Genomic DNA, 22047 nt, shown 5'->3' on the forward strand with positions numbered 1-22047 from the left:
GTGTAATTGACCTTTCGGTCCCTCCGGGCATTCGGCGTAGATGCGTCCCGGCGAGTTGCTTTTGGGCTTCACTCGATCAGCTGGTCCGCGAGCACAAGGATTGTCGGCGGGAATGTGAGCCCGAGAGTCCGCGCAACCCTGACATTGGCGATCAGTTCGGTCGTTCCATAGCGGCGAATGGCCAGATGTCGGCAATTGGGCGATCTAGATGCCACGCATCTTGTGATCGGCCCAATTCTTGAGATCGCGTACCGTTAGGACCTCGAGGAACGGGTTAGCCCTGACAAGTTTCTGGCGGGTGGTTCGACCGGTCGCGTCAGCGGCCGCCATGACGGACGCGGCGTCGGCATGTTCGGCGCCGGACAGCAGAGCGACGGCGCCAGCCGGTCCGGCAAAATAGGCCAGATAAAGCGAACCGGACGTGAGGGGCAGACCTCGCTTATTCAGTGTCCTGGCATATTGCTCAAGCAGCCGCGCAATGATCTCCCGCGTAAGTTCTGCGTCCTGCCGTAGCTCCAGGAGTTCCTTATCGCTGCGGCCCTTGATCAGATCGCGGCGATGCTTTCGGATGGCTTCGAGCCATGTGTCATCGAGAAATTGACCAGCCCCTGTGGCGCTGGAAAGCTTGTTCTTTTTGTTCGCAATTCCCGCCGATTCGACTTTGATGATGCGCTCCACCAGAGCCTTGACGTCGATTGACTCGATTGTCTGCCGGTTTGAATAAGTACTGCGAAAGATGTAGGCGCCTGCGATAACAGCCAACGCAATCGCCGCCGCTAACACGATCGCGACGATTGCCACGTTGAACGGATCTCGCGATCTGTCAGGTGCGCCCCGCTCGTCCGGGCGAGGCGGCCTGATTTCGTCCACACGGGCTCCGCCCCCAGATCTACGAGCGAGGTCGGCCGGTTCGGCGCCGGCCAACGCGACATTGCACGAAGGCCATTGCGCTAGGTCTGGCATCGGGAGGACAAGTTCAATGCTTGAAGAAGACCATCGAAAGCATTCGGACGACACGGCCTGGCCGCGACCGTCGGCTTCGGCCGGGCCATCCTTGCAGCTTTGTTGGGATTTGTGGATTGAGGCTCGGGTTTGTCAGGCTCCGTGTATTTGGATCCAGGTCGTAACTTCCCGGCAACGGGCTTTTTGCCGCCTGTAGCGCTCCCGACAGTGCTCGGCTCCTTTTCTGGAGTTAAAGCCGTTGCATCCGGCGGCGGTGTTGGTTCGACGGATGAGATCGGCTGAACCGGTGCTTCATGCTGCAAACGGTGGACTTCGCGCCGGTCAGCCGTCTCCAGGGTGTCACCTGATACGCTGACGCCGATGGTCAGTTGCTCGAACCGATCTGGCGCAGTTGTCTTGGTGCGTCGCGGTGTCCCCAGCTCCATGATGGTCAGAGCGCTGAGGCCGACAACGAGGAGACCTGCCCTCATCATGATCTGCTCTTCCAGAACGAAGGTGCTTGCCCCGAATAGGGGGAAATAGTCTGCCCAACGTCGCAGAACGATTTCTAGGATCCAATGCGGCGGGTTAGCGGCAGAATTGACTTGCGCGCAGGAGCGACGAAGTAAGTCTGACAACAGGGTTAATGCACGGAGGCGCGAGTGTCTCTGCGCAGGGGCTCAATGAAGGTTGAACAGCTCTCTCACCAGCTGCCCGGAAATGATGTTCGCGAACGACAACCTGGTGGGCGGTGCGACCGGTGCCGGGCTGCTACTCGCGACCACAGGCGTTTTGATTTGCGTATGGGGCGATGACGGGTGTTTGGCTGCAGCCTCCTTCACCAGTCTCTTCGTGGCTTTTGGCTTGCTTTTTTCCACGCCAGTAACCGACGCATGAGAAGTTATCGGCGCGTATGATTGTGCTTGCGCGGGCGGCTCGTCCGGCATGGCATCGGCGGGCGCGGGCGGCGGAACGATCGTCGGAAGGTTGGTGTCGATGACGATCCGCTCCGGCGGCTGCTGCAGAGAAGCGATCCGGATGACCGGCCTGTTAACTTCGTCACCGGCGGGCTCCGCCGAGGGTTGCGGAAAGAACCAGTTGGCCACGAACAGCAACACAAGCAACGATGCGCCGACCCAGGCTATGTATCGTCCGAGAGGCATGACCATCTCCGCCACAGAACCTGACGAGAGCAAACGCCGTAATTCCTGACAGTCCGTAACTGAACGTGGTTACTGCCGGAATTGCTGTTGCCGAGTTCGATCACGAACTTCCGTGAGCTACTCGGTGTAGATTTGATGGGAGTTCGGCAGGTCCGGGAATTGACTGCCTGCTACCGATGAACCGGCATACGCGCATACCGCGATGACGAGCGCCCTGATGATCGTGAACATTTGCTGCCTCTTGCTGTTGGAGGCAGCCTAGAGCGGATTTGTTTCGGACGGCTTAGGGAAGGTGGTTTTCACGTCATTGACCGACTTGGTAAACAGTCTGCTTGTATCCATTTTCCGTAGAGACGCCGTCGGCGCAGCCCGTGCTGCACCGCATCAGGACCGCCAGCGCTTCTCCTGCCCGTGCAGCGCAGCGGACCTCGGCCCCTCAGACGTGCCAGGTCTTTTCAATGCCAAGTCGGCCTGAACGATTTAGCCACCGCCAGCGCAGCCCACTCGTCGGTTTCCAAAGCAATTTTCTGTGCGAGCATGACGTCGCCGGGCACCAGTGGCTGGTTTGGCACAAAACACCAACCGGCTTTCGGGCGCCCATATTGGTCAAGTTCATGAATATTTGTCGCTGTGCCATAACAGATCCGGTATCGCTTGCCGGTCTGGCAGCCCGTGACTTCGAAGTACCCGTATTTGTTGAACTGAACCAGTTGTTCGGGCGATAGCCACGCTTGCAGCAACCTTATGCCGCGCACCTCCCTTTGAGGGCAGCCCAATTCCCGATATTGAGCCCGCAGCAATTGCCAGCGGTTCGCGCTATCCGCCAGCAATTGCCTGATGTTACGGACCGCATTACGTAGCGTTGTCTGCAACATGAGACGCTAACCGCCGACTAGCCTTGGATAAAACAGGGTTTCTTCGGCTTTCGGATCGAACCTGCGGGTTACCGTCGGATCGCCAGAGGAGTTTCTGATTGCCGCTGTGAAGCCGGCGCCTGTGAGCTGTTCGAAGCGCTTTTCCGCTTCAAACAACGCCTTCGCGTCGTTCGCATCAAACTCATGGCGGGTATCGCCAGTGTGGTCCATAACGATGTGGGTTGCCATTGCAAACACTCCTTGGGGTTCGCACCATCAGCAAATCTGCAATGGCAGAAGTTCCGAAAAGTTCCAAAGGCTCGCCAAAATACAATTGCCGCCCGCCGGCGAGCTCAAAAATGGGCGATTCATTTTCGAAATGCGGGCAGGATGCAATTTTCCGCCGCGCTGGTCGAAATTGCTCACATTCCGAACCGGGATAGGGCCGCTCAGGGTAATCCGCGTCGCTTTTGGTACAAGTATGGGCTGGGTGGGCGGCTACCCAACTGCTAATGAAATGGGCCTGCCACCGTCATAGCCATCACCGGCTGGCACACCCGACAGGGTGTCGCTCAACCTCACTCCGCCCGCTTAACCTCACCACGCATATGGATGCGAATAATGACCCTGACGACCTACTTGCTGTACCTGGCCGCCGTAGCCGTGTTGGTGCTGTCACCCGGCCCAACCATGCTCACTTGCATGACGACGGCGCTGAACGAAGGCAAGTCAGGCGCGCTGGCAGCTGCGGTTGGCAGCATCAGCGCGGTCCTCGGAGTCATGGCGCTTTCGGCGCTGGGCCTCGGTGCATTGCTCGCGGCATCGGAGCTTGCCTTCACCGTGGTCAAGGTGATCGGTGCGATCTATCTTATCTGGCTCGGCATCAAGACGTTCGGCAGCACCGCTGAAGCCGTCGATATCAAGAGGGCTCCAGCGGACAGCGGCCGGCGCTTGCGCACGCACTATGTCAGGGGCTTCCTGGTCGGGTCGAGCAATCCCAAGGCCATCCTGTTCTTCACCGCGTTCTTCCCGCAGTTCCTGAACCCGGTCGAGCCGTTCGCGCCGCAATATGCCATCCTCGCCGTTACCTTCATCGCATGCGAATTCAGCGTGCTGGCGATGTGTGCCTTCGGCGTCTCCGCGATCGCCCCCGTCCTGCGCTCCAGCTGGCACATGCGCTGGATCAACAGGGCAACAGGAGGGCTGTTCGCAACGATGGGTGGCCTGTTGTTGTTCAGCCGGCGTCACGCCTGATACTGAAAATTCAGGGAGGCCGGCCCACGTCCGCTTTGCACCCGCGACGACCGAGCCGGAACAGCCACTTCTACCCGGCGAACATCAACCGCGCCGCGCCGCTTCGATCGCGGCTACGTCGATTTTCTTCATGGTCATCATGGCATCGAAGGCGCGCTTTGCTTCAGCGCCACCGGCCGCCATCGCCTCCGTCAGCACGCGCGGCGTGATCTGCCAGGAGACGCCCCATTTGTCCTTGCACCAGCCGCATGCACTCTCCTGGCCTCCATTGCCGACGATGGCGTTCCAGTAGCGGTCGGTCTCTTCCTGGTCGTCGGTGGCGATCTGAAACGAAAACGCTTCGGTTTGCTTGAACATGGGGCCACCGTTGAGGCCGATGCAGGGAATGCCGGCGACCGTGAAGTCGACGGTCAGCACGTCGCCCTTCTTGCCCGAGGGGTAGTCACTCGGTGCGCGGTAGACGGCGTGCACGGCGCTGTCGGGAAAGACTTCGGCGTAAAAACGGGCGGCCGCCTCGGCGTCCTTGTCGTACCATACGCAAATCGTGTTCTTGGCAGTCATCTTGGCCATTTCTCATCCTTTCGCTTCGCTTGGGGCCGCTTGCGGTGTCCAGGCCAGCCCGATCGGCGTGACGAAACGACGAACTGGGTCGGCCGAATCCGACACCGTCCTGCGTTTTTTTTAGGTTGAGTTAAAGGGCGCCAACCTGTGTCTTCCACGTTCGACGACGCGGAACCTCCGCGCGTCGTCGCGCAAGTGGCGGCATATCAACCAAATACGCCCGACCAAGCCAGCCCGAAGCACACCATCAGGGCGCCGCCGAGCGCCAGGCTCGGCCGATCGGTGACGGCAAACGCCACGGGATCGTCGTGCAGCTCGCTGCGGCCGCATTTCAGCCAGATCCGGCACACGAACAGGAACAGGATGGCCGGAAAAGCCCAGAGCCAGGCGGTGTTGCCATAAAAGCTCTGCCGGAAGGCGTCATTGATGATGTAGAGCACCATGATGAGCACGGCGGCGACCCCGGTCGCCATGCCGATTCCCATGATGAGCGGCAGGTCGATGGACTTGTAGCCGCGGCCACGGACTTCGGTTCCGCCGCGCTCGATGACGCGGGCGACCTCGGTGTGGCGCTTTGCGAAGCTGAGCGAGGCGAACAGGAACATCGCGAACACCAGCAGCCAGGGCGACGGCGGCGCGCCCGACGCCACGATGCCCGCGCCGAGGCGCAGCGTGAACAGTCCGGCCAGCACGAAGCCGTCGAGAATGGGGATACGCTTGAGCGCGAACGAATAGAGCAGGGTTATCGCGAGATACAGCAGCACGACGGCAACGGTTGCCGGTCCGGCCAGCGCCGCAACGGCTAGCCCTGCGAACAGCCCGATCGGAACGGCGGCGATCGCCGTTGCAAGCGGCAGGCGTCCACTCGCCAGCGGCCGGTTTCGCTTCGACCAGTGGCTGCGGTCGTCGGTCAGGTCCCAGATATCGTTGACGAGGTAGGTCGATGAGGCGACCAGGCCGAGGGCGAGGAATGCGCAGGTTGTCGCGTAGACGGCGTCAACGTGGGAGACCAAGCCTGCGAGGATGAGCGGCACGAAAACCAGCGCGTTCTTTGCCCATTGGTGCGGGCGCATGCTGCGCACCAATGCACGGATTCGGGACGGTCGCGGGAACACCCTGGCGACGGTCGCAACGCCTGCGGCGGCGTGCTCGACCGAACTTGCCGCTTCGACGACGATGGCATTTTCGGCTACGCGCCAGATCGGAATATCGGCGCGCGCATCGCCGGCGTAGTCGAATCCGTCAGGGAATCGTTCGGCGAGAACCTGTGCCTTTGCTTCGCCTTTCAGGTTGCGCAAGCCGTCGCTGCCGATGACGCCGCGAATGAAGGCGATCCGCCGCACGACCTTTTCCGCGACTTTGGCGTCGGCGGCGGTGGCGACATAGACCGGCCGTCCGCTGGCCGCGATATCGGCCGCGTAGGCGAGCAGTTCTTCATTGAACGGCAGAACGTCCGGCTCGATGTTGGTTTCCTCGGCGAGACGGCGCTTGAGATAGGCGCGGCCACGCAGCATCCACAGCCCGATCTCGAACAACCGCCACGGCGCGGCTCGAAGCAGCGCGAGCACGGTTTCAAGCAGCATGTCGGCGCGCACCAGCGTACCATCGAGATCGAGGATCAGCGGCCGCGGTTGCGGCGCCTCGCGCGGATCGGAGAGTGCAAGCGGCAGGGGTAAGGTGGACATGCGGGCCCTTTCAGCGGGTACGGCTGTAGAAATCCCAGCAGGGATGCAGCTTGTGGCGCGTGAACTCCCGTTCCAGCACGGTTCGGAAGGTCGCTGGATTGGTGTCGGTCGCGCCGGGGAGAACACAGGTACGGAAGAACACACCGTCCGCGTCCGCCAGATAGGCCGACGCTTCGGTCACGGAAAACGCAGGCACCGTGCGCCGGAAATCCATCGCCAGGGTGGTGCCGCGCGCGGGCGTCAGGCCGAGCAGCCGCGGAAAGGATTCGGCGAAATCGATGGTCGTATAGCGCTGCGCCTTGGTCGCGTAGCCGAGCCGCTGAAAGTTCGCTCCGGCCTCGGCAACGCTGACAGCCCACGCCGCGCGCGTCGCCGGGCTCGTGCTGCCGGGATCGCCGTCGAGGTCAAAGCCGTTGTTGGCGGTCTCGTCGAGGAAGGGCAGCCATTCGGATTGCAGGCGCGTCATCAGCCGGGAGCCGGCGAGGGTGGCTGTTGGTACGCGCATGCCCGGAAGGAATGTTGAAAAGCCGTGGTCGGTCGTGCCCTGCTTTTCCCTTACAAAGGTCGAGACGACGCGCTTTTCGACGACGTCGGCCATCGGCAGCACGAGCGTCGCGCCGAGTACCGCTGCGGCGATCAGGCGCCAGCCACGGGTAGTGCGCAGGCTCGGGTGGAAAAGTACGGCCGCGGCGGCAATCAATCCGACGCCGCCGGTGTTCTGACTCTCCGCGGCCAGCGCTACAGCGACCAGCAGCGCTGCGTCCACGACGAAGGCTTCCCGGGCGATGGTCTCGCGCACGAAATTGAGCGGGCGCCTGACCGCCGCGATGAAATCGAGTTCGCGGGCCGCGAGCACGACGATCGTGATCGTGACCACAAGCGGCAGCCAATTGCGCGCCGAGGAGGCGGCGAGCCGGAAAACGGCGCCGCCCCGGTTCAAGGCACTCATCGAGACGATGTCGTGCAGGTAGCCGGAGACGAGCCCTCCGGTCGCCAGTTCGACCAGTCCCGCCAACGCTGCGGTAACGAACAGCATGGCGAACAGCGCGGCGGGTCGCGCGCGTCCGAGCAGCACGGCCGCGACGACGAGGCCGAGCATTGCGATAGCGGCGGTGATCTTGATGAAGATCAGGGCGGTCAGCAGGTAACCCAGCAACACGCCGTCGCCACGGGCCTTCGGCAGTACATACCAGAGTGCTGCCAGGAACAGGATCGCGGTGGCGAAGCGGTTATAGGTGGCAAAATAGCTGATCTCGGAGAGCATGCTGGAGTCGAGCGTGTAGGGCACGAGAACCACCACCGCGAGAACCGCGAAGCTGGCGAAAAATCCCCAGGGCGATTGAATGCGCGACGCGATGACGGCGAACGGCGGCACCACCATGAGCCACGCCAGCGCGTGCAGGCCGATGAACGGCTGTCCGCCGGGAAAAAGCCGTTCGGCAAAATGGGTCAGGTAAAGCGTGAGCGGGCCGATCGGCGAAGCAAAGTCGACGTGCGGAACTTGCCCGACACCGATGCGATAGGCGCCATCGAGGATGAAGACGAAATCCCATACCGCCCGGCCGTAAGGCACGACGTGGACCAATGCCGCAACGGCCACGACCAAAACCGTGAACGCAGCAATCGCAGTGATCCGCCAATTGAAAGATGCTGCCCGGGACCTGATGAGATCGTAACTTGCTTCCGTCATATCGAACCCTCAGCTATCGCGCTTTGGTCGATATGGTCTTTTGGAGCGAGAGCAAACTCGTTTTAAAAGTTACGGTAACTATTTAAGATGAACGTTCATCGCACTGCTTTTCGGGCGTTTCAGAGTGACGCTGTTGGCACAACAGTGTCGATCATTGGCACACAAATTTCGGGCGATCGGTCGCTTGCAATCAGCGGCCCGCAAACCGCCCCAGCGTGTTGAAGCGCGCCTTCTGCTCGCTGGCCAGCGTGGCATAGAAATCATCGAGCGCCGGCTGCACCAGTTTGGCCGACTGCATCATGGCCTCTAACCGCTTCTCCATCGCCTCCAGCCGCCCGACCGGCGTAAGCGGTACGTCCACCGGACAGGCAGCTTGCAGCGTCTGAACGGCCTTCTCTGTGGCCTCGCGCAGGCGGTCGAGCGCTTCCTTCTGTTTGCCCGCCGGACGTATCACCGTTTCGATCCGCTCGATCGGCAGGTTGGTCAGGCTGGGCTTTGGCTCGCCGCAGCTATCCGGCTGCGCGTTCGCTTCCTGCTGCGGCTGCGGTTGCGAACGTTCGCTGATGTCGGGGCCGAGCGCGTTGAAGCGGGCCTGTTGCTCGTCGCTGAGCGAGCTGTAGAATTTCTCCAGGGCCGGCCGCACGATCCGCACGGACTCGAGCGTGGCGCTGAGGCGGTTCATCATCGCCCGCAAGCGGCCGGGCGGTGTCATCGCAAACGAGTCGACGCAAGATTCCTTGAACGCATCGGCGGCCATTGCTGCCGCGTTCTTCAAATCGTCAAGCACTGCGCGCTGTTCGGGCGTCGGCCGCACCGCCTCCTCGATCGAAGCGATCGGCCAGGCGGTGATACCCTTTTCGGGCTCCTTGCACAGTTGCTTGAGAGCCTGTGGACTCATGCCCGCGCTTTCGCGCGGCCGGGAGCCGCCGATTGCGCCGTCGCTCTCCCGGGAATCAGTCGAGCCGAGCCTGGCATAGGCGGAATACGGACTATCCGCGCCCCAGAACACGGTATCGACGAAGTCATCGTAGGCGTAAGCCCAGTATCCGACGTCGTAGCCGGAGGGCCAGAACGTGTATTCGAAAATGTCGGAATAGGCATAGGGCCAGAACACGTGGCCGGCCCACGGCACAAACGCCGCGCGCAGGCCACGCTTCCAGGCGTGGCGGGGAGCCCAGCCGTGCCGCCCGCCCTCGAGCGCCGCCTGGACGCGCGGATCAGGATTGCTGCGGAAGCGCTCGGCAAACCGCCCGCGGGCGGCGGCCTGCACCGCGGCAGCGGCGGTCTCGGCCTGCCTGCCGGAAGGCGGCATTCCCAGTTCCTGCCGGCGCGCCAGGTCGCGTTGCTGCAGGCGCTGCTCATGCTGGAGCTGTCGCTGCTCGGTTTGCAGCAATCGTTGCTGCGCGCGTTGTGCCCGCACGCCATCCGGCTGTCGCGACTGCAGCTCCTGCACGCGCCGCTGCAGTCGATCGATGCGCTGCTCGCGTTGCGCGCTTTCTCGCGTGAGCGTATCGCGCTGCCGTTCCTGCGCGGTTTGCTGGAGCCGCTGCAGACGCTCTTCACGCTGCAGCTGCCGCTGTTCGGTTTGCAGCAACCGTTGCTGCGCGCGTTGCGCGCGCTGGCCTTCCGGCTGTTGGGACTTCAAATCCTGCACGCGCTGCTGCAACCGGTCGATGCGCTCCCGGCGCTGCGCGTTTTGGGGCGAAAGCCCGTCGCGCTGCCGCTCCTGCATCGCCTGCTGCGGCGGCTGAATGCGCTGCTCGCGCTGGCCGATCCGATCCTGCCGGGATGGGCTCGCGACAGCCGGTGCGCTGGGGCGCGACGGTGCTGCTACTCTCGGAGCGACGGGGCGCGGTGGCGCGGCGATCTGTGGCGCCGGACGGGGCGCCATCGCCGGCCGCTGCTGCGGCGCGGCCGGACGGAACGCCGGCGCGGCGGGCCGCGCCATAGCGGGCGGCGGGGCAGGGCGCGCCATCGCGGGAGGTGGGGCAGGGCGCGCCATCGCGGGAGGTGGGGCAGGCCGCGCCATGGCGGGGGGCGGTGCAGGCCGCGCCATGGCGGGGGGCGGTGCAGGCCGCGCCATGGCGGGGGGCGGTGCAGGGCGCGCCATGGCAGGAGGCGGTGCAGGGTGAGCCATGCCGGGCGGCGGTCCCGCAGGCCGGCCCGCGGCCGCAGGCGGTCCATGCCTTTTCTCCTGGGCGGCGGAAAAGCCCACGCTCGCCGCTACCATCGAAACGCCGAGAAGAAATGCTGATAGGCGAAGGCTGGGTGCAAGCATGATCGTCGCTACCTGGCAGCTCGTTAGTCGCCCGTCACTCTCAACGCGCGAGCGCGGCAATCGATCTAAAATTCTCATTGCGGCGTTGCGACGCAGGCTGCCGACGCACAAGCCTGACGAAACTCAAAAACCTGACCAAATTCAAGATCGGCGCAAGACCGTTTTACGGTTGGTGGGTCGATTGCACGTCGAGCCGCTCGGCCTCAGCGGTCGCAACCACCGCCGCTGTCGCAGTCACGGCCAGGGCCACGATTGCAAAGGCAAGTCCGATGAGTCTCAAGCCTCGCCTGTCCGCCATCGCTCAGGTCCTTATCCAAATGCATACCGAAGCGACGTTGCGACGCCGGCCGCCATGAGAGTTGCAATGGCGGCCAGCGTCCAATCCGGTCGCGCGCTTTGTGTGGCGAGTCCGCTCAGGGTCTTTGCAAAGCTTGCCATCATGCCTTCACCAACTCTCGGATCCGAGGCGATCCAGATACGAAAGTCCGGAGCATGTCAGTTCTTCGGGATCGCTTTCACCAGCTTGCCATTTTCCGCTCAGGTACCTCTCAAGCGAGCAACGACGCGGATCGGCCGCGTCAACATCATCGTGCGTGGCCAGGTGCACGGTCCAGGCTCGATCAACGGCAGTCTTCAGCGGAAACTCGTCATCCATTTTGAACTCCCAATCTTTCGCGCTTGCTTTCAATTCGATCGGGCGAAAAAAGTTGCCGCTTTTTCCCGAAAATATGATTCGTCCCGGCGGGCCGGATAAAGGCCCGCCGCTGCCAGGCCCACCGGGTATGTCGATCGAGGAACCGCAGACGGGGAGCAACGTTTTGTTCCCGTCAACACACGGAGAATCGTCATGCGTTCAATCGTCCTCGTTCTAATCATCTTGCTGACCGAGACTTCGCTGTCGTTTGCACAGGGTCAGAAGGGTACACCGCAGGAACAGCAGGCCTGCACACGAGATGCACAGCGCTTTTGCCGGCAGCAATTGGGCGATGACGGGGCGGTTCAAACATGCCTGCAACAGAACAGGGCCAAGCTGAGCACGGGCTGCCAAAAGGTATTTGCCAGCCGCGGCATGTGAGGCGCTGTGTTCTCGCCAAGTCGGGTTTGGACCGTAGCGCACTTGCGGGCGCTATTGTTTGCTCAGCGGATCACCCAGCCGGTCCCGGAATGAAGCAGCGCAACATAGGGATCATACTTCCTCGGGTGTCGAAGCGCGGCCACCACCAAACCATCGCGATGCCGCTGAGGTTCGGCTGGTCGATCACGACGGAGTATGGCACGTCGAACCATTGCCCCGGTTCGGTTGGCCGATGCGGATGCTTCAGCAGGACCCTATAGCCACCTTTGGCCATATCCCACTCGGCCTCCACGTGCTGGCCATCTCCGGAGTCACAACACCCTACGCCCGCCTTGTTCTTGAGACTCTTGAACCACGTGTTGAGTTCTGGCCGCATCGCGTCATGTGGATAGGCTGTGCTGATCCCGAGAAAAGCAGCCGCACTCAATCCTGCCACGCGAGCTGCGATCAACCGATAGAAACGCGTCGGTCGTCCATTGGAGTTGGTCATGGAAACCTCCGTTTCCCCCAAACCCGCTTTTGTAAGTCATCGAGCCTACGCGGCCTTTCAACCGGAGGCGTCGCCACCTGGGGGTACTCCGTATGGCTGACCTGACCGGGAACAAGTGGCAGTTGGGCTGTCGTGCGGGACAACGCTGCTGGGGATCTCAGCTTTCGGTCGAGGCCAGCGCCGCCTGACCGGCAATCTCGTCGGCTCGCCAGCAGCGGACCGCGTGTCCGTCGGGACGCGCTTCAAGCGATGGCCGGGGCTCGCGACGACACACGGCTTCGGCATAACGACAGCGCGGACTGAACGCACAGCCGTCCGGTGGATTGAGCGGATTGGGAAGCTCGCCCGGTGTCGTAGCGAGCGGCGCGCGGCGCAGCGGATCGGGAATGGCTGATATAAGGGTCTGCGTATATGGGTGCGCCGGCCGTTCGAAGATCTCGCGCCAGTGGCCGGTCTCCACAATGCGGCCGAGATACATGACGGCGACCCGGTCGCTCATGTGCTCGACGACGCCGAGGTCGTGGCTGATCATGATGTAGGAGAGGCCGAGCGTTTCCTTCAGTTCCAGCAGCAGGTTGATGATCTGGGCGCGGATCGAGACATCCAGCGCCGATACGGGTTCGTCACAGATGACAATCCTGGGATTGAGGATCAGCGCGCGGGCGATGCCGATGCGCTGACGCTGGCCGCCCGAGAATTCATGCGGGTAGCGGCCGGCTTGCTCGGGCCGCAGGCCGACATGCCTGAGCATCGCCGCAACGCGTGCGTCGATTTCGCTTTTGGCGGTTACGCCGTGCAGGCGCAGCGGGTCTTCCAGCGTGCGGCGAACGGTCTGGCGTGGATTGAGCGAGGCGTAGGGATCCTGAAACACGATTTGCACGATGCGGGCCAATGCCTTTCGATCGCCCGATTGCCGGCCCGTCACGACCTGGCCGTCCAGCACGATGCGGCCCCGCGTCGGCGCCTGCAGGCCCAGTATCGAAAGCGCCACCGTCGACTTGCCGCATCCGGATTCGCCGACCAGACCGAGGCATTCACCGCGCTTCAGTTCGAGATCGACGCCGTCGACCGCACGGAGCAGCCGCCGGCCGCCGCCCAGCAAGCCGCCACCGACGGGAAAATGGACCGCGAGATCCTCCACGCTGAGGATGACATCGTCGCCGGACCTCGCCGCAGGTTCATGCATGGTGATGGCACCTGACTAACCCGCCTGCACCGAGCCAGGTCGTCTCCGGCTCGGTTGTCCGGCAAATGTCGGTCGCCCGCGCGCAACGCGGATTGAACCGGCAGCCGTCCGGGAAATCCGTGATCGCCGGGACGACGCCCGCGATCTCCGTCAGCCGCGTCCGGCCAAGGGCAGCGCGGCTCCCCAGCCGCGGCAGCGAGTCGACCAGGCCTTGCGTATAGGGATGCGCGCTGGCGCGGAAGATGTCGTCCGAGCCGCGCTCCTCGACGATGCGGCCGGCATACATGACGGCGACGCGGCGGCAGACATTGGCGACCAGGCCGAGATCGTGGCTAATCATCAAAATGGCGGTGCCTCGCTCGGCGCATAGATTGCGCATCAGCTCGATTATCTCCGCCTGCACGGTGACGTCGAGCGCGGTTGTCGGCTCGTCGGCGATCAGAAGATCCGGCCCGCATGCGAGTGCGATGGCGATCATCACGCGCTGACGCATGCCGCCTGAAAGCTGGTGCGGGTAATCCTTCACCCGCCGTTCGGGCGCGGGGACGCGGACGCTCGCCAGCGCCTCGACCGCCAGCTGGTTGGCTTCCCGCCAGTCCTTGCCCTGGTGCAGCACGAACATCTCGGCGATCTGCCGGCCCACGGGCGAGACCGGATTGAGCGCCGTCATCGGCTCCTGGAAGATCATGGCGATGCGATTGCCGCGCAGCGCGCGTTGCTCGGCCGCCGAAAGTCTCTGGATCTCCCGGCCGTCAAATCGTATGGCGCCGGCGCCGATCGAAAGCGGCTGGCGCAACAGGCCGATCAAAGCGAGCGCCGTAATACTCTTGCCGCAGCCGGATTCACCGACAAGGCCGAAGGTCTCGCCACGGTCGATGCGGAATGAAACGCCCTCGACCGCCGCGACATGGCTGGATCGATAGTTGAGATCGATACGCAGATTCTCGACCTCGAGCAAAGGAGAGCCCGTCATGTGCGCCGGCTCCGCGACTGTGGATCGAGAATGTCACGCAAGCCATCGCCGAGCAGGTTGAGGCCTAGCACCGTCAGGAAGATGGCGAGGCCGGGGAAGATCGAGAGCCACGGCGCCGTCGTGATCTGGTCGCGGGCCTCCGAAAGCATGCTGCCCCAGCTTGGATAGGGCGGGCGGACCCCGAGGCCAAGGAACGAAAGCGCGGCTTCGGCCAGTATCGCGCCGCCCATGCCGAGCGTGCCGATGACGATGATGGGGCCGACCATGTTCGGCAGCAGCTGCGTGATCATGATGCGCAAATCGCCGTAGCCAAGCACCCGTGCGGCCTGCACATAACCCTGGCTCTTGAGCGACAGCGTCGATGCCCGTGCGATCCGGCAGGTGAAGGACCAGTTGGTCAACCCGAGCGCGATCAGCAGGCTGGTCAGGCCGGGTCCAAGGACCGCCATGATGGCAAGCGCGAAGATCAACGACGGGATCGCGAGCATGAGATTGGTCAGCCCGTTGACGAAATCGTCCCACCAGCCGCCCCAATAGCCCGCGGTCAGGCCCAGTGTCACGCCGATGACGCTGTTGACGAGTTGCGAGACGATGCCGACCGTCAGCGAGATGCGCGCGCCGTGCACGACGCGGGAATAGATGTCGCGGCCCTGCGCGTCGGTGCCGAACCACCAGATCCAGCTCGGCGGCTCCTCGGCATTCAAAAGGTTGGCATCCATGACGGGATCGGTATGCGCCAGCCAGGGCGCGAGCAGGCCGACGAAGATCGCAAGCGCGAACAACGCCCCGCCGATGACGAGATTGGCGCCGAGCTTCATCGCGGCGACCCCGCCGCAGGCGGTACAGTCAATCGTTCGCAGGCGTGCTCGGGCCGGCTAGAGCTTTTTCCGTTCCGATGGAATCGGAACGGAGCTCCAGATTCTTGATTTGACGCGTTTTCTTCACGCGAACCGGCGTCCACTTCGCTGGAAAACGCTCTAGTGCTCATGCGTATCTGATCCTGGGATCGATCACGGCGTAGAGCAGGTCGATCATCGTATTGATGGTCAGGAAGAACAGCACCACGACGAGGATGGAGCCCTGGACGGCAGGAAGGTCGCGCTGCAGGACACTGTCGACGAGCAGCGAGCCGATGCCCGGCCAGGAGAACAGTTTCTCGACGACGACCGCCTGTCCCATCAACGCGCCGAATTGCAGGCCGATCGTGGTGAGGATGAGGACGAGCGCGTTGCGCATCACATGCCACTTCACGACCCGGGTCTCGCTCATGCCCTTCGAGCGCGCGGTGCGGACAAAATCCGCGGTCATGATCTCGAGAACCGCGGCGCGCGTCGTCCGCGCCAGCAGCGCCATCGGCGAGACACCGAGCGTCACGGCAGGCAGGACCAGATATTTTAGCCCCCCGTCGCCGTAGCCGAAACTCGGCAGCCAGCCGAGTTTCAACGCGAACAGGTACATCAGCAGCAGCCCGAGCCAGAATTTGGCCATTGAAAGCCCGGACACCGCCAGGACCATCGAGAGCGTGTCGACGAAGCTGCCCGGCCGCAGCGCTGCGATGAAACCCAGCGGTACCCCGATCACGATCGCAAACGTCATCGACGCGAAAATCAATTGCAGCGTCGGCCACATCCGTTTGGCGAGCATCGTCGTGACCGGCTCACGGGTCCGGAACGACGTCCCGAAATCGCCGGTCGCGAGCTTGGCGACGTAGGAGCTGAAGCGGATATAGACGGGATCGTCGAGGCCGAGCTGTTTCTTCATGCGCTCCACGACCTGCGGGTCCGTCGGACCCCGTCCGTCATCGTTCATGCTCGATATGATGCTGCCCGGCACGACGCTGAACAGCACGAAGATCACCAGCACGACAGCCAGCACGGTCGGAACGGTTTGCAGGATTCGACGGATAGCGAACGAGAGCATCAGACCTGTTCCTCCCTCCCTCTATCGTTTTTTGTGTTTTTGCGATGGAGGGAGGGCGAGAGCGCGTGTCACTTGTAGGTCACTTGTAGGTCAAGTCACTTGGCGGGGGAGGTCTCGTCGACCCAGAGGTCTTCGACGTTCTGATGCGTCAGTTCGGTCGCGTTCAACTGAATCCCCTTCAGCCACGGCTGTACCGCCATGACCGCCTTGTTGTAGTTGAAGAACCAGACCGGCGCTTCGTCATAGAGCAGGGCATTGGCCTTTTGCAGCAGCTGGACGCGCTTGGCGGCGTCGTCGGTCTGCCCGGCTTCATCGAGCAGCTTGTCGAAATCCGCGTTCTTGAAAGCCGTGTAGTTGCAGGCGGATTGCGGCGTCGCCGAGTGGAAGCATTTCAGCGCGGCCTGAGGGTCCGGGCCGGTGGCCTGGGAATAGATGAAGGCCTGGAATTCGCCCTTGCGGGCGACCTCCGCCAGCACGGCGGTCTCGACCTGCTTGACCTTCACCTTGATGCCCACCCTGTCGAGCATCGGGATGATGGCCTCGACGATCGGCAGGCCCCAGCTTTCATTCTGGCTCGCCGTCCATTCGAATTCAAAGCCGGTGGGATAGCCCGCCTCCGCGAGCAACTGTTTTGCTTTCGCGGGATCGAAGGCGTACGGCTTCATGGTCTTGTCGTAGGCGGGTGAGGTCAAAGGCAGCCAGCTGGTGGCGCGATAGGCCTTGTTCTTGACCAGCTTGCTGATGATCAGATCGGCATCGATCGCATGGTTGATGGCCTGCCGCACCCGCTTGTCGGAGAACGGTTTGAATGAAGGATTGATGCCCATGTAGCGCGTGAAGACCTCGGCGACTTCGACGATGGTACCCTTGAGGGCGGGGTCGGCCTGATAGGCGACGTACTGCGCGGGCCCGAGCACCGAGGTGTCGATTTCCTTGTTGCGGAAGGCGACATCGCGCGCCGCGGCTTCGCCCATGATCGACACGATCATTTTGTCGGCGTACGGCTTGCCGGGCTTGTAGAACTTGTCAAACCGCTCCAGCACGACGCGCGATCCCGGCACGTGCTCGACGAACTTGAACGGCCCAAGGCCGATCGGCTTCTGGATGAAGCTGTCCTTGGCACCCTCGTCGGCCGGATAGATCGAAGTCAGCGCGGTGAAGAAGTAGAAACCCGGATCGACCTTCTCGGTCAGCTTCATTTCGAGCGTGAAATCGTCGATTTTCTTCAGGCCGGAGATTTCCTTGGCTTTGCCCTTCTCGACCTCGGAGGCGCCCTCGATCATTCGGACAAAACGCGCGCCGGGATAGGCCTTCGCGCCGTCCATGATGCGGTTGTAGCTCCAGATGACGTCGTCAGCCGTCATCTTGCGACCATGGTGGAAATAAGCGTCGTCGCGCAGCTTGAAGGTATAAACAAGACCGCCGCCCGAGACGATGGCCTCCTTGGCAAGCTCCGGAACCGGCTTACCCTCGGCCGAGTCCCAAATGTAGAGCGACCGATGCAGGCCCTTGGCGACGATCTCGTCCTGGGCGCGTTGCGTCGTATGAATGTCCATGCTGGTGAAACTCGAGCCATAGGGCGCCGTCATCCGAATGGTGCCGCCCTTGCGCGGCGTCTGGGCCTCCGCCGTGACTGATAACGCCAGTCCCAAACCAGCCACGATCGCAATCTTCTTGAACATCATGTTTTTCTCCAACCGTGCAGGAGCATTCCGGTCCGAGAGTTGATCACTCGCGGCATATCGAGCGCAAGGTCCTCGTTTCGTGTTGCTGACGATCTTGCAGCCTCAAGGCGAGAAGGGACGACCGCAGGAAGACAGCACGCGGTGCGCCATCTGGTCCGGGATGTCTTCGCGTTCTCCGGAATCGATTTGACCGCTCCCGCTCCCTGGCGCGCAACTTGCGCGGGCGTGTAAGCGATTGCGATTGAATGGATTTTTGGTTCCGTGCTGGGCCCGTAAAGCCGGGGTTCCGAAAGACGAAATAACCGTCGTAAGCCTTGATGCCGGTTCCTGATGGCGGTCCACCCGGGCCGGCGCCATCACCAAGCCAGAAATCTCAAGACTAACCGCCGCTCATCGCGAACTCCCAATACTTGTCCCAGCCGACCTGCCGGTAGATCGCGCGGACTGTGCCAACTGGCATATCCCGCTTCGGATGAGTGATGATGGTGATCTTGTTCGATACCGGATGACGAAACTTGTGATGTGGAATTTATGCACTCCGGCCCGGTGGGAGGACGACGACGATCGCGCCTGGCTTCACCCGATTCACGAGATCAATGACGTCCTCATTGGTCATGCGGATGCAGCCGGACGAGATGGCATGGCCGATATATTCCGGCTGGTTGGTGCCGTGGATGCGGTACAGCGTGTCCTTGTTGCCTTCGTAAAGGTAGATGGCCCGCGCGCCCAGCGGATTGGCCGGGCCTCCGGCAACGCGCTTGGGATAAGGGCCGAGCCTGGCTTGGATCTCCGCCGTCGGAATCCAGTCCGGCCATTCAGCCATACGGCCAACAGTAGCGACGCCGGACCAGGCCAGCGCTTCCTCGCCCACCGTCACGCCGTAGCGGATAGCCTTGCCTCCCGGCAAAACGTAATACAGAAAGCGTGCGTTGGTATCGACCAGGATCGTGCCCGGCTGCTCTTTTCGCATGTAGTCGACAATATGCCGGCGATAGGTCTCCGGAATACTCGCCTGCGCATAAGGCGCGTCGGCCAGCAACTGCCGGTCCCTCTGGGTCAAGCTGGCATTCGACGACGGAGCGAGCGTCGCTTGCATGCAGCTGCTGAGTAAAAACCCAAGCAACCCTACTAGGATCAACGCCAGTCCGGATCTCGGCACCGCGACCCCCAAAGCGCTAGACCGATCTATTTGCAGCTCAAATAGTGCTAAAATAATGGCGTCGTTGGAAAGCAACCCCGCGATAACGGGGGGCAACCATCGAGTTCCGCGCTCGAATCGTCGACCTGCGTGCACTTGCGGATCGTGAAGCCGAGTCTCAGACTCTCGTCGAACTTTCGAATGCTCCGCTCGAAGATCGGCAATGTCCGATGAGATGGTCAGGGCCTGGACGAACAGAAAGCCCTTGGTTCACACCCGCTCGACAAAACTGTCGACCACCTTCTTCTCGCCGGCCTTCTCGAAGGCGATGGTGAGCTTGTTGCCGTCGATCTTCACGACGTTGCCGTACCCGAATTTCTGGTGGAAGACGCGGTCATCCAGTGAAAACTCCGAAACGGTGCCGGTGGATTTGGCGACCAGTTCGCCCTCGATCACCATCGGTCCGCGCTTGGTGCGGGAGAAGCCGCCGCCGAAGGAGGTATCGCTGCGCGAACCAGAGGTTTCGCCGCGCGAACCTGAGGTATCGCTACGCGAACCCGAAAATGGCGACTGGCTTTCCTCAAAACCGTCGCGGGTCTGGCCGTGACGGCCGCCCTGATTGTTGCGCGCGCGATTGGCCTGCGCGCGCTGCCAGCCCGGCGTGGTGTAGCTGGAGCCGAAGGATTCCATGTTGTCGAAGCGCGAGGCGCCGTAGCCGCCGCTGCCGCCCCAGCCCGAGCCGCCCTTGGATTCCGTGATCTCGACATTCGGCGCGGGCAATTCGTCGAGGAAGCGCGACGGGATCGTGGTCGTCCAGGTGCCGTGAATGCGGCGGTTGGTGGCGAAGTACAATTTGGCGCGGCGGCGGGCGCGGGTCAGCCCGACATGGGCGAGACGACGTTCTTCTTCGAGGCCGGCGCGGCCCTGTTCGTCGAGCGTGCGCTGGCTCGGAAACAGGCCTTCCTCCCAGCCGGGCAGGAATACGTTGTCGAACTCCAGACCCTTGGCCGAGTGCAGCGTCATCAGCGAAACGGCCTCTTCCTCGGCGCCGCCGTCGCGGTCCATCACCAGCGAGATGTGTTCGAGGAAGCCCTGCAGGTTCTCGAACTCCTCCATCGAGCGCACCAGCTCTTTGAGGTTATCGAGCCGACCGGCGGCATCCGCGGAGCGGTCCTTCTGCCACATCTCGGTATAGCCGCTCTCGTCGAGCACGATTTCGGCGAGCTCCGTATGCGCGGTCACCTCGCGCTGGGCGCGCCAGCGGTCGAAATGCAGGATCAGATCGCGCAAGGACCCGCGCGCCTTCGGCTTCAGCTCGTCGGTCTCGACCACGGCGCGGGCGGCCTCGAACAAGGGGATGCGGCGCTTGCGGGCGTGGTCGTGCAGCATCTGCACGGTGGCATCGCCGAGCCCGCGCTTGGGTACGTTGACGATGCGCTCGAAGGCAAGATCGTCGGCCGGCGAATTGATCACGCGCAAATAAGCCAGCGCGTCGCGGATTTCGGCGCGCTCATAAAACCTTGGACCGCCGATCACGCGATAGGGCAGGCCGAGCGTGACAAAACGATCTTCGAACTCGCGCATCTGGAACGAGGCCCGCACCAGGATCGCGACCTCGTTGAGGTTGTCGCCGGCGCGCTGCAGTTCCTCGATCTCCTCGCCGATGGCGCGGGCTTCCTCTTCGGAATCCCAGGAGCCGGTCACGGTGACCTTCTCGCCGTCGACATCCTCGGTGCGCAGCGTCTTGCCGAGCCGGCCTTCATTATGCGCGATCAGATGCGAGGCGGCGGCGAGGATATGACCGGTGGAGCGGTAATTGCGTTCGAGACGAATGACTTTCGCGCCGGGGAAATCGTGCTCGAAGCGCAGGATGTTGTCGACCTCGGCACCGCGCCAGCCATAGATCGACTGGTCGTCGTCGCCGACGCAGCAGATGTTTTTCGGCGCGGTCATCGCGGGAAGGGCGCCTCGCTCGTCATTCCGGGGCGCACCGCCAGGTGCGAACCCGGAATCTCGAGGTGAGTCCTCTTCACTTCTAGATTCCGGGTTCGCGTCTTCGACGCGCCCCGGAATGACGGAGGAGGTCGCCCCCGGAATGACGGGCGTATCGATGGCCCCCGGAATAACGGAAGAAAGCGGCACGCTTGGCTTGCTCGGCGCCTGCGACAGCAGCCGCAGCCACAGATACTGCGCGACGTTGGTGTCCTGATATTCGTCGACCAGGATGAATTTGAACCGGCTCTGGTATTGCCGGAGCACATCCGGGTGCTCGCGGAACAGGCGGATGTTCTCGAGCAACAGATCGCCGAAATCGGCTGCGTTGAGGATCTTCAGCCGCTCCTGATAGCTGGCGTACAGCTTGCCGCCCTTGCCGTTGCCAAACACGGCGGCTTCGCCCGCCGGCACCTGCGGCGGCGTCAGGCCGCGGTTCTTCCAGCCGTCGATCAGCCCGGCCAGCATCCGCGCCGGCCAGCGCTTGTCGTCGATGTTCTCGGCCTGCAGCAATTGCTTCAGCAGGCGGACCTGGTCGTCGACGTCGAGCACGGTGAAATTGGATTTCAGCTGCACCAGTTCGGCGTGGTAGCGCAGGATGCGTCCGCCGATCGAGTGGAAGGTGCCGAGCCACGGCATGCCCTCGACGGCCTGGCCGAGCATCTGGCCGAGCCGCAGCTTCATTTCGCGTGCGGCCTTGTTGGTGAAGGTCACGGAGAGGATTTCATGCGGGCGCGCCCGGCCCTGGCTCAGGATATGGGCGATGCGGGTGGTGAGCACGCGCGTCTTGCCGGTGCCGGCGCCGGCCAATACCAGCACCGGGCCGTCCAGCGTCACGACGGCGTCGCGCTGCTCCGGATTTAGCCCGTTGAGATATTGCGGGGCCGCCGTGGCGCGCGCACGCGCGGCGATGCCGCCAGCTGCGGGCTGGTGCTCGGGAACGCCGTGATGGGGCAGCTTGCTCGGCTCTGTCATGCGAATCGTCTTGTCCCCACGATGGCACCGTGAGGCGGTGAAGGGGAGCCTTCTTAGCAGGGATTAAGCGCCATATAGGGCCTGTCCGGCCGTTTTGACAGGTTTAATCCGGCGTTATCCCGGGACCGTTTTTCGCAGGCCTCCGCGATTTTGTTCCGCCTTATTGACAAATATTCCCGGTTTCGC

The 22047-nt window shown here is 62.8% G+C and carries 20 protein-coding genes; 3 read left to right on the forward strand and 17 right to left on the reverse strand.

Annotated elements, in window-relative coordinates:
• Nucleotides 1–204 precede the first annotated feature (204 nt).
• The 4 genes from JQ597_RS21980 to JQ597_RS21995 all read right to left on the reverse strand — a co-directional run bounded on the left by JQ597_RS21980 (nt 205) and on the right by JQ597_RS21995 (nt 3208).
• Nucleotides 205–870, reverse strand: a complete 666-nt coding sequence (locus tag JQ597_RS21980) for a lytic transglycosylase domain-containing protein (protein WP_312011966.1) — start codon at nt 868–870, stop codon at nt 205–207.
• Nucleotides 871–1622: 752 nt separating this feature from the next.
• Nucleotides 1623–2105, reverse strand: a complete 483-nt coding sequence (locus JQ597_RS21985; RefSeq protein WP_212266375.1) for a hypothetical protein — start codon at nt 2103–2105, stop codon at nt 1623–1625.
• Between the two features lie 455 nt (nt 2106–2560).
• The gene (locus JQ597_RS21990) at nt 2561–2980 is read right to left on the reverse strand and encodes a hypothetical protein (RefSeq protein WP_249133168.1); all 420 of its coding nucleotides are present in this window, start codon (nt 2978–2980) and stop codon (nt 2561–2563) included.
• 6 nt (nt 2981–2986) lie between these two features.
• The gene (locus JQ597_RS21995) at nt 2987–3208 is read right to left on the reverse strand and encodes a hypothetical protein (protein ID WP_212266377.1); all 222 of its coding nucleotides are present in this window, start codon (nt 3206–3208) and stop codon (nt 2987–2989) included.
• 372 nt (nt 3209–3580) lie between these two features.
• Here JQ597_RS21995 and JQ597_RS22000 point away from each other — a divergent pair, with 372 nt between their 5' ends.
• Nucleotides 3581–4213, forward strand: coding sequence for a LysE family translocator (locus tag JQ597_RS22000; protein WP_212266379.1), 633 nt, complete (start codon nt 3581–3583; stop codon nt 4211–4213).
• Nucleotides 4214–4297: 84 nt separating this feature from the next.
• Here JQ597_RS22000 and JQ597_RS22005 read toward each other — a convergent pair whose 3' ends face one another.
• From JQ597_RS22005 to JQ597_RS22020, 4 genes are all read right to left on the reverse strand, one after another.
• Entirely contained in the window at nt 4298–4774 is a 477-nt protein-coding gene (locus JQ597_RS22005) for a VOC family protein (protein ID WP_212266639.1), read from the reverse strand.
• Between the two features lie 206 nt (nt 4775–4980).
• Nucleotides 4981–6459 carry a UbiA family prenyltransferase gene (locus JQ597_RS22010; protein ID WP_212266381.1) on the reverse strand — a complete coding sequence of 493 codons (1479 nt, stop codon included), beginning with the start codon at nt 6457–6459 and terminating at the stop codon, nt 4981–4983.
• A gap of 10 nt (nt 6460–6469) precedes the next feature.
• Nucleotides 6470–8149: a hypothetical protein gene (locus JQ597_RS22015; RefSeq protein WP_212266383.1), complete on the reverse strand. Its 1680-nt coding sequence runs from the start codon at nt 8147–8149 to the stop codon at nt 6470–6472.
• 190 nt (nt 8150–8339) lie between these two features.
• Nucleotides 8340–10097 carry a Spy/CpxP family protein refolding chaperone gene (locus JQ597_RS22020; RefSeq protein WP_249148102.1) on the reverse strand — a complete coding sequence of 586 codons (1758 nt, stop codon included), beginning with the start codon at nt 10095–10097 and terminating at the stop codon, nt 8340–8342.
• Between the two features lie 328 nt (nt 10098–10425).
• On the opposite strand from JQ597_RS22020, the gene JQ597_RS22025 reads away from it, so the two are divergent.
• Together JQ597_RS22025 and JQ597_RS22030 are read left to right on the forward strand one after the other, a co-directional pair.
• Nucleotides 10426–11181: a hypothetical protein gene (locus JQ597_RS22025; RefSeq protein WP_212266385.1), complete on the forward strand. Its 756-nt coding sequence runs from the start codon at nt 10426–10428 to the stop codon at nt 11179–11181.
• Between the two features lie 93 nt (nt 11182–11274).
• Entirely contained in the window at nt 11275–11502 is a 228-nt protein-coding gene (locus tag JQ597_RS22030) for a cysteine rich repeat-containing protein (RefSeq protein ID WP_212266387.1), read from the forward strand.
• Between the two features lie 70 nt (nt 11503–11572).
• Here the strand turns inward: JQ597_RS22030 and JQ597_RS22035 are convergent, their stop codons facing one another.
• From JQ597_RS22035 to JQ597_RS22075, 9 genes are all read right to left on the reverse strand, one after another.
• On the reverse strand, nt 11573–11992 hold the full coding sequence (locus JQ597_RS22035) for a hypothetical protein (protein ID WP_212266389.1): 420 nt from the start codon (nt 11990–11992) through the stop codon (nt 11573–11575).
• Between the two features lie 157 nt (nt 11993–12149).
• A complete protein-coding gene (locus JQ597_RS22040) occupies nt 12150–13178 on the reverse strand; it encodes an ABC transporter ATP-binding protein (protein ID WP_212266391.1) in 1029 nt (342 codons plus the stop codon).
• Entirely contained in the window at nt 13171–14151 is a 981-nt protein-coding gene (locus JQ597_RS22045; RefSeq protein WP_212266393.1) for an ABC transporter ATP-binding protein, read from the reverse strand. Before JQ597_RS22045 ends, JQ597_RS22040 begins: the two co-directional genes overlap by 8 nt.
• Entirely contained in the window at nt 14148–14969 is an 822-nt protein-coding gene (locus tag JQ597_RS22050) for an ABC transporter permease (RefSeq protein ID WP_212266395.1), read from the reverse strand. Before JQ597_RS22050 ends, JQ597_RS22045 begins: the two co-directional genes overlap by 4 nt.
• Nucleotides 14970–15135: 166 nt before the next feature.
• Nucleotides 15136–16071, reverse strand: a complete 936-nt coding sequence (locus JQ597_RS22055; protein WP_212266397.1) for an ABC transporter permease — start codon at nt 16069–16071, stop codon at nt 15136–15138.
• A gap of 95 nt (nt 16072–16166) precedes the next feature.
• Nucleotides 16167–17756: an ABC transporter substrate-binding protein gene (locus JQ597_RS22060; RefSeq protein WP_212266399.1), complete on the reverse strand. Its 1590-nt coding sequence runs from the start codon at nt 17754–17756 to the stop codon at nt 16167–16169.
• Nucleotides 17757–18135: 379 nt separating this feature from the next.
• Nucleotides 18136–18285, reverse strand: coding sequence for a type II toxin-antitoxin system HicA family toxin (locus tag JQ597_RS37730; RefSeq protein ID WP_212266644.1), 150 nt, complete (start codon nt 18283–18285; stop codon nt 18136–18138).
• Nucleotides 18286–18915 carry a L,D-transpeptidase gene (locus JQ597_RS22070; protein ID WP_212266647.1) on the reverse strand — a complete coding sequence of 210 codons (630 nt, stop codon included), beginning with the start codon at nt 18913–18915 and terminating at the stop codon, nt 18286–18288.
• 249 nt (nt 18916–19164) lie between these two features.
• The gene (locus tag JQ597_RS22075; RefSeq protein ID WP_212266401.1) at nt 19165–21861 is read right to left on the reverse strand and encodes an ATP-dependent helicase; all 2697 of its coding nucleotides are present in this window, start codon (nt 21859–21861) and stop codon (nt 19165–19167) included.
• Between the last annotated feature and the right edge of the window lie 186 nt (nt 21862–22047).

Origin of the sequence: Bradyrhizobium sp. AUGA SZCCT0177 (assembly GCF_018130125.1) — a bacterium.
Taxonomy (GTDB): Bacteria; Pseudomonadota; Alphaproteobacteria; order Rhizobiales; family Xanthobacteraceae; genus Bradyrhizobium.